Source organism: Acinetobacter sp. AS5 (assembly GCF_048957595.1).
GTDB lineage: Bacteria > Pseudomonadota > Gammaproteobacteria > Pseudomonadales > Moraxellaceae > Acinetobacter.
Map to the genome: position 1 here is coordinate 1 of NZ_JARDAL010000032.1, position 13,023 is coordinate 13,023.

A 13,023-nucleotide genomic window follows, 5' to 3' on the forward strand; every position below is an offset into this window, starting at 1 on the left:
ATGGCAGGGGTAGCTGGATTCGAACCAACGGATGCCGAGATCAAAACCCGGTGCCTTACCACTTGGCGATACCCCTATCTACACTTTAAACTGAACTAAAGGTGATTCTTGTAAACTGTTGACCAGGTAAGCTTTACATGGTGCATTTGCAAGAATATCTTCGATATTCAGATTTTCAGTGACTTCAATAAACACACAGGCACCTGTACCTGTAAGTTTTGCTTTTTCGAACTGGTCGAGATATTGCATTGCTTCATCGACTTCAGGATATAAGCTTCTTGCCAGTGGCTCAAAGTTATTTCCAAAATCAGATGGCGTTTCCTGATAGGCGCAAAATTTAGAGCTCTTCGTGTCTCTTGTCAATGCTTTTTGCGAAAAAAGCAGTTGAGTGCTGATAAAACAATCAGGTTTTAACACAATGAATTTTTTTTGATCTAAGTCTATGAATGTTAAGTGTTCGCCAATGCCTTCGGCCCAGGCATTTTTGCCATGCACAAATATTGGCACATCTGCGCCTAGCTTGACCCCGAGTTCTGCCAGTTGTTCAATATTTAAACCGCACTGCCAGAGTTGGTTCAGCACAATCAGGGTCGTCGCGGCATTGGAAGAGCCGCCACCGAGACCTGCACCCATCGGGATATTTTTTTCCAGACGAATTTTTAGTCCAGAGAGCGTCTTAGCATAGGGCTTCAACAACTGTATCGCCCGATAGATTAAATTCTGTTGCAGATCGACTGAGGCCAGACCTTCTATCTGAATCGCATCATCAGCACTTTGTTCAAACTCCAGCCAGTCATATAGGTCAATCAGCTGAAAAATACTTTGCAGCTCATGATAGCCATTTTCACGGCGACCGGTGATATGTAAAAACAAATTCAGTTTAGCAGGCGAGGGAACACGAATCATCATGGGCTGGAATCAGGTCAATTAACGGTTTTCAATGATCATTGTAATACGGTTTTCTGCACCATTTCCAAGTGACTGTTTTAAAATCAAGCGGTTTGGCATTTTGGCCTGCGCATTATAATTGAGATCGACTGTCCAGCCCTGTTCAATAATCTGGTTAATCCGCTGCGTATCGTCTTTTTGTAATTTGGCAGAGTTGGTCGCAGGGCGGGCTTGTACCCAGTCCACTAAATAACTGATCGGTGCTTGCCAGCCTGTTGCGCGTTCCAATAATTCTTCGGCACTGGCTGCCTGAATCAGACCTGTTTTGGCACTGTTTAAGGTCACTTGTCCCGGTGTGCCAGAAATCTGGGTTTTACCGACGCCTAAAATACCGCTGAGCTCAATATCAAATTCTTCCTGCTGTTGTACCCAAGTAAAGAATGCGCTGCCAGTGTGTTGAGGGGTGCGAACGCCAATTTTACCTTGCAGCTGAAATTGATTCTCTGCCTGTACAGACGGGGTGGCAGGCGCATGTGGCTTGATCATCTGCTGACAGCCAGTTAAAAATAAAGCAGTGGCTGCAAAGGCACAGCAGCCCAATTGGCTCAAATTGCGCATAAATTAATTAACTCGTTTTGGTTTGAGGTGCTAACAATAGCGAATTAAGTTGTTTCAATTCTGGGTCATTTGGATGGTTTTGTTGTAATTGTTGTAACACTTGGTGGAAGTGTTGTAGATCACCTTTCATGTACAAGGAACGGGCATAACGTACCCCAATCTTCACATTCGGATTCAATTGATAGGCTTTGTATAACACATCCGCAGCTGTGGTGAAGTCATTCTGTAAATAACAGATATAACCATAGGTATCCAGAATCGATGCCTGTTCTGGTGCATATTCTAGTGCCTGTTCGACATAGCGGCGTGCTTCTTCGAGGCGACGGTTTTGCATCGCCAGGGTATAGGCATAGGCATTCAGATAGGTCGGACTGTTCGGTTCAATTTTAAGTAAAGTGCTGAGTAGTTCATCCAGCTTGACGCGATCCTGATGGGGATCCAGCAACAGAACTTGCGAATAGACCAGTTCAGGGTCATCCGGCAGGTTTTTGCTGGCTTCTTCCAACAGGCGAATCGCAGCTTTTTTATTCTGCATGCGCGTCAAAATATCCGCCTGAGCTAGATAGAGGAAGCTGGCATGTTGTGGATAATTCACCCTTTCCTGGGTTAAGAAACGCAGCGCATCATGCAGCTTATCCTGCTGGGCGAAAATCGAGATCATGTTGCGACGTGAGACGGTGTAAAGACTGCCATCGACCAGACGATAATAAGCTTTCGCCGTTTCATAATGCTGTTTGCGTTCTGCATTCACCGCCAAGTAATAATAGGCTTCGTTTTGATATTGCGCAGAATAACGCAGTTCGACCAGATATTTTTCGGCTTTCTCGTATTCTTCCAAGTCAATACTGGTCAGTCCGGCAATGAACAGGGCTTCTTCAGCAGTCGGCCATTTTTTTAGAATGTCTTGCAGTTTTTTCAGAGCCAAAGTCGCTTCGTTCAGCTTGACCAGATATTTGACTTCGGCCAGACGTACATCCAGATTATTACGGTGTTTACGGCTGGATTTTTCATACCATTGCAGTGTCGCCTGAGTATCGCCGAGTGCATTGAGCAGATTGGCCTTCATCAGGATATAGCCGGTCGCATTCGGACGTTTTTTTAAGGCGCGGTTAACTGTATTTAAAGCCTGTTCAAGCTGACCATTTTGTGCTTCCAGACCGGCCACTAGCACCAGAATAGATGGATTGTCCTTGGCTTTAGTGGTGCTTAAGGCCTGAATCAGATAAGTACGATCCTCTGTGCCTTCCGGTGAAATTCCGGCGAGAATTTCTTCCAGATCGGCACTGTCATCAATTTGCAGGATTTTTTCTAAGGTCTCAGCAGCCAGCTCATATTCATGCGCTTTAAGGGCAATATGTGATAAATAAAATAAAGCAGGGACGTCTTGTGGCTCTTGTACCACCCAGTGCGTGGAGATATCTAGTGCTGCCTGTAGGTCATCATGTTCCAGCGCGACATTCAGTGCACGCTGCTTGACTGAAGTGGAATTGCTCTTGATCGCCAGCACCGTATAGTTGTGCAAAGCAGTCGGAATGTCATGTGCAGCGATGGCAAACTCAGCCATCATACTTTGTTTTATCGCATCATAATTTTGATTTGCATGGTAAACTGCTTCCGCTGCATAAAGATGCGCAGTCGAAGCCATGCTACCCACCAGTAGGAATGTGGTAGAATATTGCTTAATTGTAGGGCCGTTGATACGGCTAATTGTTTGACGCAATTTTTTCTTGATCCAAGTAATGCTTTTTATGACACCGATGTTGCACAATAGCATAAATTTAGTGAAATGATGACCTGATATGTCTTTCTTTGCATTGGGTGTCAACCATCAAACTGCCTCTGTAGAACTGCGCGAACAAGTGGCGTTTAACCCTGAAAAGTTAAGTGCCATTCTTGCCGAGCAAAGCCAACACCCTGAACTGAACGACATGGTGGTGGTGTCTACATGTAACCGGACCGAAGTTTACGCCATGTCTGAAAATGCTGACATGGTGCTGAACTGGCTCGCCCAAAAAAATGGGGTGGATGTCAAGCAACTGCAACATCATGTCTATCGTTATGAAAATGCCCAGGCAGTAACTCACTTAATGCGTGTTGCCAGTGGTCTGGATTCACTGATGCTGGGCGAACCGCAAATTCTGGGGCAGGTCAAAACCGCACTTTCTCTGGCCAAAGACTCTCATACGGTTTCGCGTGATCTCAACCGGATTTTTGAATATGCCTTTTATGCCGCCAAACGCGTGCGCTCAGAAACGGCTGTCGGTAGCCATGCCGTCTCTATGGGATATGCGGTGGCGCAACTTGCTCTGCAAGTATTTAGTCATCCGGACAAGCTGACCATTATGGTGGTGGCAGCCGGAGAGATGAACAGTCTGGTGGCCAAACACCTCGCAGAGATGGGGGTGGGCAAGATCATTATCTGTAACCGTACCCGTGAGCGTGCGGATATCCTGGCACAGGAAATTGCACATCGGGTTGAAGTTGAAATTATCGACTTTGATCAGCTTGCAGAAAATCTGCATCGTGCCGATGTGATTTCCAGTTGTACCGGCAGTTTGCATCAGGTGATCCATTTTGCCGATGTGAAGGCTGCACTGAAAAAACGCCGTTACCAGCAGATGCTGCTGGTCGATCTGGCCGTACCGCGCGATATTGATGCCAAAGTAGAAAGCCTGGACGGGGTTTATCTGTATGGCGTTGATGATCTGCAAAGCGTGATTGAGGAAAATCTGGCACAGCGCCGTCAGGCGGCTGTTGAGGCCGAAATCATGGTCAATCAGCTGGCTACAGAACTGATGACCCAGCAAAAGGTCAAACAGGCCGGGGCGACCATTCATGCCTACCGTGACCACGGGGAAACATTACGTCAGGAAGAGCTGGCATTGGCAATGCAGCGTATTGCCAAGGGTGAAAAGGCAGATACTGTACTGGCCGAGTTTTCACATCGTTTGACCCAAAAACTGTTGCATCCAACTTCTATTGTGCTACGTGAGGCGGCCAAAGCGGAAGATCCTGCCTATTTTGAGCTGTTGCAGGAAGAACTGGGCAATGTGGTTGCGAAACGTCGTAAATCCAGGCATTCATTTTAATCAGTATGATGAGAGGCTTGGTTCTTTGTTGATTTGTACTTCAACATAAAACCCAACCTGATTGTTTGAGAAAATGATAAATAATACTGTGAGCTAGCACTGACTTCATTTGATTCAAAAGAATCAATAATTTGAAAAATCAGTCTTCTAATAGGGTCATTGAGCGTTTTCGGTCAATTTCATAAATCTGCATTTTCAGATTTTTCATTTCAGCAATGCTGCTAAATTTCTTGGATTTAATCTTGTTTTTTAAACACTGATATTGCAGCTTGGTCGAAAAATCAGCCGCGAGTTTGTCGGCCTGTTCTGGCGATGAGGTGTAATCACTGACATTGGCATGCTGCAAAATATGCTGCAGTTCATGATGATGGGCTGCGCAGGCACCGAGCACATAGTAGATCGACAGTTCGGGATCATCTGGCAAGTCATCAAAAATCACATTCAGAATATTCAAAATTTTAAACAGCAGCTGATCTTCCGCTACCAGCGCGCGCAGCGGCTCAAAATGAATATATAGATAAGGATGATTCATCAAGATCGCAATCACATATTCTTCAGCATCAATTTTGGTACTAAAGCTTAAGGATGCATCCGTATTGACTTTTGGTTGCCATTTACGGTTAAAGCCCAGTTTTTCACGGAAAAATTGCTGCAGCAGATAACGGAAGGAGCCGTGTTTGGGCAGTAATTCAGTCAGATTTTTTAGTTCACCCATGACCTGACTTTTGCCTTCAGGGGTAGTGATATCCTGATTTTGGGTCAGATGGGCGAACACGAAGTCCGACATCAACGGCGCCTGTTCTAATAGGCGTCTGAAGTTCTCTATCCCTTCACGGCGGATCAATGAATCGGGGTCATGGTCAGCGGGCAAGACAAAAAACTTCAGCTCGCGGCCATCATTCAGCAGGGGTAGGGCAATGTCCAAGGTACGGCGCGCTGCTTTTTGACCGGCAGCGTCCCCATCAAAGGCAATGGTCAGCCGGTTACTCTGCTTGAACAGAATATTCAGGTGGTCGGTATTACTCGCTGTGCCTAAAGTCGCCACTGCGCCATGAATGCCATATTGCTGGAGCGCAATTACATCCATATAGCCTTCGACCATCAGCCATTCTTGGGCTTTCTGCTTGCGCCCTTCATACAGACCATACAGCAACTGGTTTTTATGGAAGACCTCAGAATCTGGCGAGTTGATATATTTAGGTTTAATCTCGTCATTGAGTGCGCGACCACCAAAGCCGACCACACGCCCCTTGGTATCACGGATCGGGAAAATCACCCGTTCACGCAGCAGATCAAAATCACGGCCACTGTCGCTGGTACGAATCAGACCTAAAAGTTTTAAGCCTTCAATATCCTGAGGAAAGGCTTTTTCCAGATGTTGCCAGTCTTCGGGCGCATAGCCTAAGCGCCAATAGGCAATGGTTTCTGTAGTCAGACCACGCTGTTTAAAGTATTGCTGAGCGCTCGGGCTGTTGGGTAACTGGCGCTCATAGAACTGCGCGATATTTTCCAGCAGATCATAGAGATTACCGTCTTGCTGAACTTCTGCCATGGGCAGGTGTTCAAAAGAAGCAAAAGGGTCACCATAAAAATCCTGTTCGACTGCCTGAAACTCTGCAAATGGATCGAAACTCGCCGTAGAGGCAGCACTATTATTTTCTGTTGGGGCGTTATTTTGTTGCGGCTGAGCTTGTGGTGCCGCTTGAGCAGGCGCAATTTTAGGTTTGGCTGCTTCACGTTTATATTTTAATTTATTGGAATCGGTATTGTCTTTAGGCAGTTCGATGCCGGTCTGACTGGACAGATCTTTCATCACTTCGACAAAATTACGGCTGCCAATGTCCATTAAAAAACGGATGGCATTACCGTTGGCCTGACAGCCAAAACAGTGAAAATACTGTTTATCACGATAGACGTGGAAAGACGGTGATTTTTCCTGATGAAAAGGGCAGCAGCCTGAATAGGTACGGCCCGTTTTTTTCAGTTTTACGAATTGACCAATCACATCGACAATATCGGTGCGATCGAGAATCTGATCAATCGTATGTTGAGGAATGGCCATGGTCTGTTGAGCTTCTCGCGCTGGTATTTAAGGTCTAAATCACTGAAAAAATGAAAATAGTCTGGCTGAACATTGAATATTTCAAGTTCCTTTGTATACCTTTTGCACGTTTTGTTCAAGCCTTGGCCGGACAACGCAAAAGGGCAAGTATGATACCTTGCCCTTGAGGAAAATGCACCTGTAAAGCGCTGTCTTATTTGCTGATGCTGCCGGACTTATTCAGCTTTATTCAGCCGTTTTAGGACGATCAAGCAAACCAAATGAAATACGGTTGGTGATGCTGCGCTTTTCAGTTTCTGGCGCATCTGACTGTGCATCGGTGTCGGTTACAGTCTTGGCTTCTTTACCAAAAATACCCAGTGTCGCGCGGTTAAAGAAACTGCCTTCACTACGCGCTGCACGCAGATTCACCGTACCATCTGATTTCACCAGATTCGGATAATTCAGCTTTAACACATCCACATATTGCTGAGAAGTCGCTTTATCACCTAGCTGAGCATAGCCATAAGCAACCGTTGCCAGTGCTTCTGGAATCTGCGGAGTTTGTGGATAATGCTCAATCACCCACAAGCCACGTTCAACTGCTGCCAGATAAGCCTTACGCTTGATGTTGAAACGTGCTGCGTTCATTTCATGCTCAGCCAGTTCCTGACCGATAAACTGCATACGCTGTGCTGCATCCACTGCATAAGTGCTAGATGGATAGCGGCGAATGAAATCAACAAAATTCTGGTAAGCCACTTTCAGGTAGCTGACATCACGATGCGACTGTTTCAGCGAGGTATAACGCAGCAGGCCGTTATAGTTCTGTTCCATATTTGAGACACCGCGTACATAGTAGGCATAGTCGACATTTGGATGTTGCGGGTTCAGACGGATAAAACGCTCTGCCAGTGCGACCGCACCTTCATAATCTTTTTGCTGGAATTTCACATACAACAGTTCCAGTTGCGCTTGCGGGGCATACTGACTGGTCGGGAAATAAGTTTCCAGCGCTTCCAACTGTTTTGCTGCATCGGTATATTGATTACGATCTAGCGCTTTCTGTGCTTTTTGAATATAAACCTGTTCGCTAGATTCCGGACCTTTATCCACGACTTCTTTTTTTGGATTACTGCTACAGCCTACCATTGCCGATGCAATGCCTAATGTCACAGCAAGCATTGTCATTTTATAATGTGGTAGCGACATAAAAATTCCTCTGTTAATACGGGCAATGAGCTACAATTGCACTATTAAACCACTTTTGTCTGAATGAGCAAATGAGTCAAGCACAATCTTCCAATTCTAATATCCCTGATACTGATTTCAATTTACTTGAAGATTCTGAGGATGCAGATAACCATACTTCAGAAGCAACTGCAACACGTTTATCGTTGCAATTTCAACTGGATGAAACTTATATCGGGCAACGGATCGACCAGATTGCCGCAATGGTCTGGAGCGATTTTTCTCGAGAAAAATTAAAGCAATGGATTAAAGATGGCAATTTATTGGTGAATGGTCAACCGGTTAAGCCGAAATTTAAAAGTGATGGTTTTGAAACCCTGACTTTAAATGTTGAGCTTGAAGCGCAAACGCGCAGTCTGCCGGAAGATATTCCACTGGATATCATCTATGAAGATGATGACATTATAGTCATCAATAAACCTATCGGTATGGTGGTACATCCGGGTGCTGGCAATAGTTCGGGCACCTTGGTCAATGCTTTATTGCATCACTATCCGAAATCAGCTGAACTGGCGCGTGCAGGTCTGGTACATCGTATCGACAAAGACACCAGTGGTCTGCTGGTCGTTGCCAAAAATCTGGAAGCACAGTTTTCTCTCAGCAAACAGCTTGAGAAAAAATCAGTATATCGCCTGTATGATCTGGTGGTTTACGGCAATATTATTGCTGGCGGTACCATTGATGAACCCATCAAACGTCATCCGGTAGATCGTGTGAAAATGACTGTACTTCCGGGCGGTAAAGACGCGGTGACGCATTACAACGTCAAAGAGCGTTTCCAGCACTTCACCCGTGTTCAAGCCCGTCTGGAAACTGGACGTACTCATCAGATTCGTGTGCATTTTAGCTATATCGGCTTTGGCTTGGTTGGTGATCAGGTGTATATGCCGCGTGTCCGTATGCCAGCAGGTGCATCGCAATTACTAGATGACACTTTACGTGGCTTTAAGCGTCAGGCCTTGCATGCCGTGCAACTCGGTCTGACCCATCCGCGTACCAAAGAGGAAATGACCTTTGAAGCGCCGTGGCCGGAAGACTTTGCCAATCTGGTGGAAGTGCTGCGTACCGAAAACAAAGCTTATTAATTTTAACTCAGTCAATGTCAGCGCAAGGAAACGAGATGCAATTTGTACCAGGACTTCCACAAGGTGTGTATGTGGGCCAGACTCGCGTTCACCATGCGAAAGTACAGCCATCAGCACAGCCTGAGCTTGCAGGTTTTAATCTGGCCTTGCATGTGCAGGATGATGCGCAACGGGTACAACAGCATCGTATGGCTTTATTGCAGGATTTCGCTGCGTTTGGCGTAGATAAAATTACCTGGATGACCCAGACGCATAGCACCATCTGTCATAGCATTAATGAGCAGATGCCATTTACCGCACTGGTCGGAGATGGTCTGGTGACGCAGAGCAAGGCACATGCTTTAATGATGATGACTGCAGATTGCTTGCCTGTAGTACTGGGAAATGCTGATGGCACAGAAGTTGCCAATCTGCATGCCGGTTGGCGGGGACTCGCAGGAGGTATTATCGAAAATACCATCGCAGCCATGCAAACTCCGCCGACCTGGGCCTGGCTCGGGGCGGCCATTAGTCAGCCATGTTTTGAAATTGGCGCTGAAGTAAAAGCTGCTTTTTGTAGTAAATATCCTGAACTGGACAGTGCATTTCAGCCCGGTGTACAGGCAGGTAAATATTATGCCGACCTGTATGCGATTGCGCGTTATATCTTGCAGCAACACGGCATAAATACCGTATTGGGCGGGGATCAGTGTTCTTATCGCCAGCCAGAGGAATATTTTTCTTATCGCCGTGAACCAAAAACAGGGCGTATGGCGACATTCGTGTTTATGGCATGAAAATGTTAAACTTAACTGAATTTTTTGGCTTTTGAGCGTTATGTCCCTATCTTCCAAATCTGTTGCGATTGTTTATCACAGTCCTTATGGACACACGGCTAAAGTGGCAAATTTTATTGCCGATGGTGCACGGGAAACCGGTGTTCAGGTGCATATGATGAATGTCGAACATATAGACTGGGATGTACTAGACGCCGCCGATGCAATTATCTTTGGTTGTCCGACCTATATGGGTAGCCTGACCTCTGCCATGAAGCTGTTTATGGAGCAATCCTCTAAGCGCTGGCTGGCACGTAGCTGGCAGGGAAAACTGGCAGCGGCTTTTACCAATGGTGGCGGACTTAGTGGTGACAAGCTGGCGGTCCTGCAGCAAATCAACCTGTTTGCCATGCAGCACGGGATGTTGTGGAGTGGATTGCCATTAATGCCGACAGGACGTGCCGTCACGGATCTGAACCGGATGTCGAGCTTTTTGGGTTTAATGACCCAGTCAGATAACGCACCGGTAGAAGTGACCCCACCTGAAGGCGATTTAAAAACTGCGTTCTGGTTTGGTGAATATATTGCTTTGACTCTAGCGCGTTTAAATAGCCATACTTAAAACCATAAAAAAACCTCCAAATGCGGAGGTTTTTTTATATTCAACTTTTAATCCATTATTTATGGAAAATTCGCGCTTTATCACGTTGCCAGTCACGGTCTTTTTCGGTGGCACGTTTGTCATGGAGTTGCTTACCTTTCACCAAGGCAATTTCCAGTTTGGCATGTGGACCTTTCCAGTAACACGCCAGTGGTACGCAGGAATAACCTTTCTGGTTAATCGCACCCATCAGCTTTTCAATTTCACGGCGATTCAGCAACAGCTTGCGAGTACGGGTTGCTTCAGGCACCACATGGGTCGAAGCGCTTAACAAGGGCTGAACCTGTGCACCAAACAAGAACGCTTCACCATTTTTAAAGGTAATATAACTTTCTACGATGGTCATGCGACCAGCACGCATTGATTTGACTTCCCAACCTTTTAATGAAAGCCCCGCTTCAAATTTCTCTTCAATAAAATAATCGTGGCGGGCACGTTTATTCAGTGCAATGGTACCGCCATTATTTTTTTTTACTACAATAGATGCTTTCGCCATAATCTGATACTTCCAAACGTGCTGCTATTGTACCGCAACTAGAAATAAGGTGAAGTTTTTTAAATTAATGAGGATTATTCACCAAAAAAACAAGTTTTTGCTAAAATAAGATTCTACATAACAAACAGAGTACAAATGGATGTCTAAAACTCGTGTGATTTATCCGGGGACTTTTGATCCAATTACCAATGGACATATTGATTTGGTAACACGCGCAGCGCGAATGTTTGATGAAGTCGTAGTGGCGATTGCCATTGGTCATCATAAGAATCCGGTATTCAGTCTGGAAGAGCGTGTCGCATTGGCGAAAGAGTCATTGAGTCATTTGGACAATGTTGAATTTGTAGGCTTTGATGGTTTGCTCGTCAATTTTTTCCGTGAGCAAAAGGCGACTGCTGTATTGCGTGGTTTGCGGGCAGTGTCTGATTTTGAGTACGAATTTCAGCTGGCAAATATGAACCGTCAGCTGGACTCCCACTTTGAAGCGGTGTTTTTAACCCCTTCAGAGCAATATTCTTTTATTTCATCCACTTTGGTGCGTGAAATTGCTCGATTAAGAGGTGATGTAACCAAATTTGTACCACCAAACGTGGTTGCGGCCTTCGAGCGTAAACTTCAACAAGGTTGGTAGCGTGTCTTTATATATCACCGATGAATGTATTAACTGTGATGTCTGTGAACCTGTATGCCCGAATGAGGCCATCTATATGGGTGAACTCATTTATGAGATTCATCCAGATTTATGTACAGAGTGCGTCGGACATCATGATCAACCGCAGTGCCAGTTGTTCTGTCCGGTGGATTGTATTCCACTGGATCCGAATCATGTCGAAACGCAGGAACAGCTGCAAGCCAAGTATGAAAAACTGACTGCTCAAAAAACATCAAGCAATTAGTCTCGATATTTGATACTATGCCGCTCGAAGTGAGCCAGACGATCGCTGCTGTGGAAATCTCCGTGATTGAAGCAGGGGAGGAAAGTCCGGGCTTCATAGGGCAAGGTGCCAGGTAACGCCTGGGCGGTGCAAACCGACGGCAAGTGCAGCAGAGAGAAGACCGCCTTCATTATGTTTTCGAGCAATCGGAATCGGAGGTAAGGGTGAAAGGGTGCGGTAAGAGCGCACCGCATGGCTGGTAACAGTTCATGGCGAGGTAAACCCCACCGGAAGCAAGACCAAATAGGAATCCATTAGGCATGGCCCATGCTGGATTCGGGTAGGTCGCTTGAGCGCATGAGTGATTGTGCGCCTAGAGGAATGATCGTTCACGACAGAACCCGGCTTATCGGCTCACTTCAACAAATTTTGATCAAACAGCACAATATGGGGTTGACGTGATTTACAGAAAATCCCATAATGCGCGCACAGTTTAAGGCTATGTAGCTCAGTTGGTTAGAGCACCGCACTCATAATGCGGGGGTCACAAGTTCAAGTCTCGTCATAGCCACCATATTCTGAAAAAACCCACTCCGATTGAGTGGGTTTTTTTATGCCCCAATTTTATTTTGATTGGTTTGAATATCAGAGATAGCGGATTTCAAAACTTGTAGGCAAATTTTAGCTGTTTGTTCTCTAGGTGAGAATTTTTCAGTCATTTGCTGAAAAGGATGTATGTAATTTCTAAAATCTCTTAATTCTTTGCTAAATCGATATGTATCTTTTTCAATTAAATTAATTGAATGAGATACTTCAATGAAATTATGAAGTGTCCATTGATCGAAGTTTTTTACTTTGCCATCTTTTTTAGGGCTACAGTTTGAAGTATTAAAAACCCTTGGATTTAAAGAAGCAATATTTAAGAATATTCCCTCTAATGTACTACCAGCTAATAACACAACGGAAAGGTATGCTTCAGCTTTAAAAGCTTTTTCAATTTCTATTATTCTACTTTTGATTACAGGCATTAAGGTTGGGATGAGATTTAACTGAGAGTAATCAAACTTAAATTAATGTTTTATAAAGTTATTTTCAATATTTTCATTATCTGATTGGAATTGTTCATCAAGATTGATTTTTGTAATAGGTGTAAGGTTAATTTCAGTGTTGGTTCTAGTAATTTGATAAGAGATGGATCCGTAAATTTGAACAACTCCTATAAGTGATATTCTGCTCCTCAAATGATGTTATAAACATCAATATA

General features: G+C 45.0%; 13 protein-coding genes, 2 tRNA genes and 1 other RNA gene. 8 read left to right on the plus strand and 8 right to left on the minus strand.

Translation table 11 applies throughout. The annotated features are described in order from the left end of the window. Window position 1 precedes the first annotated feature (1 nt). The 4 genes from PV763_RS11180 to PV763_RS11195 form a co-directional block, all read right to left on the minus strand. Window positions 2-76, minus strand: a tRNA-Gln gene (locus PV763_RS11180). Window positions 77-78: 2 nt separating this feature from the next. Further along, window positions 79-906 (minus strand): 4-(cytidine 5'-diphospho)-2-C-methyl-D-erythritol kinase, encoded by an 828-nt coding sequence (gene ispE, locus PV763_RS11185; RefSeq protein ID WP_420937852.1) that lies wholly within the window; start codon window positions 904-906, stop codon window positions 79-81. Window positions 907-927: 21 nt separating this feature from the next. Then, window positions 928-1,506: a lipoprotein insertase outer membrane protein LolB gene (gene lolB / locus PV763_RS11190; protein WP_420937847.1), complete on the minus strand. Its 579-nt coding sequence runs from the start codon at window positions 1,504-1,506 to the stop codon at window positions 928-930. A 7-nt stretch (window positions 1,507-1,513) separates the two neighbouring features. After that, on the minus strand, window positions 1,514-3,226 hold the full coding sequence (locus PV763_RS11195; protein WP_216071046.1) for a tetratricopeptide repeat protein: 1,713 nt from the start codon (window positions 3,224-3,226) through the stop codon (window positions 1,514-1,516). Window positions 3,227-3,305: 79 nt separating this feature from the next. Between PV763_RS11195 and hemA the strand changes: the two genes are divergently transcribed. Next, window positions 3,306-4,595, plus strand: coding sequence for a glutamyl-tRNA reductase (gene hemA, locus PV763_RS11200; protein ID WP_420937848.1), 1,290 nt, complete (start codon window positions 3,306-3,308; stop codon window positions 4,593-4,595). 139 nt (window positions 4,596-4,734) lie between these two features. Here hemA and PV763_RS11205 read toward each other — a convergent pair whose 3' ends face one another. After that, on the minus strand, window positions 4,735-6,657 hold the full coding sequence (locus tag PV763_RS11205) for a DNA primase (RefSeq protein WP_004280593.1): 1,923 nt from the start codon (window positions 6,655-6,657) through the stop codon (window positions 4,735-4,737). Window positions 6,658-6,882: 225 nt separating this feature from the next. Next, entirely contained in the window at window positions 6,883-7,848 is a 966-nt protein-coding gene (locus PV763_RS11210) for an outer membrane protein assembly factor BamD (protein WP_420937849.1), read from the minus strand. Between the two features lie 71 nt (window positions 7,849-7,919). On the opposite strand from PV763_RS11210, the gene rluD reads away from it, so the two are divergent. The 3 genes from rluD to PV763_RS11225 are packed head-to-tail and all read left to right on the plus strand — an operon-like array spanning window position 7,920 to window position 10,349. Continuing rightward, on the plus strand, window positions 7,920-8,972 hold the full coding sequence (gene rluD, locus PV763_RS11215) for a 23S rRNA pseudouridine(1911/1915/1917) synthase RluD (protein WP_420937850.1): 1,053 nt from the start codon (window positions 7,920-7,922) through the stop codon (window positions 8,970-8,972). 35 nt (window positions 8,973-9,007) lie between these two features. Further along, window positions 9,008-9,748: a peptidoglycan editing factor PgeF gene (gene pgeF, locus PV763_RS11220; RefSeq protein ID WP_004645772.1), complete on the plus strand. Its 741-nt coding sequence runs from the start codon at window positions 9,008-9,010 to the stop codon at window positions 9,746-9,748. 40 nt (window positions 9,749-9,788) lie between these two features. Next, on the plus strand, window positions 9,789-10,349 hold the full coding sequence (locus PV763_RS11225) for a flavodoxin family protein (protein ID WP_004645771.1): 561 nt from the start codon (window positions 9,789-9,791) through the stop codon (window positions 10,347-10,349). A 55-nt stretch (window positions 10,350-10,404) separates the two neighbouring features. Here PV763_RS11225 and smpB read toward each other — a convergent pair whose 3' ends face one another. Then, entirely contained in the window at window positions 10,405-10,884 is a 480-nt protein-coding gene (smpB, locus tag PV763_RS11230; RefSeq protein ID WP_004280586.1) for an SsrA-binding protein SmpB, read from the minus strand. A gap of 139 nt (window positions 10,885-11,023) precedes the next feature. Here smpB and coaD point away from each other — a divergent pair, with 139 nt between their 5' ends. From coaD to PV763_RS11250, 4 genes are all read left to right on the plus strand, one after another. Further along, window positions 11,024-11,515, plus strand: coding sequence for a pantetheine-phosphate adenylyltransferase (gene coaD, locus PV763_RS11235; protein WP_004280585.1), 492 nt, complete (start codon window positions 11,024-11,026; stop codon window positions 11,513-11,515). 1 nt (window position 11,516) lies between these two features. Next, entirely contained in the window at window positions 11,517-11,780 is a 264-nt protein-coding gene (locus PV763_RS11240; protein ID WP_004280584.1) for a YfhL family 4Fe-4S dicluster ferredoxin, read from the plus strand. A gap of 26 nt (window positions 11,781-11,806) precedes the next feature. Beyond that, an RNA gene (gene rnpB / locus PV763_RS11245) (RNase P RNA component class A) lies at window positions 11,807-12,184 on the plus strand. A 72-nt stretch (window positions 12,185-12,256) separates the two neighbouring features. Further along, window positions 12,257-12,333: transfer RNA gene (locus PV763_RS11250), tRNA-Met, on the plus strand. A 37-nt stretch (window positions 12,334-12,370) separates the two neighbouring features. Here the strand turns inward: PV763_RS11250 and PV763_RS11255 are convergent. Beyond that, window positions 12,371-12,787, minus strand: a complete 417-nt coding sequence (locus PV763_RS11255; protein ID WP_420937851.1) for a hypothetical protein — start codon at window positions 12,785-12,787, stop codon at window positions 12,371-12,373. Window positions 12,788-13,023 lie beyond the last annotated feature (236 nt).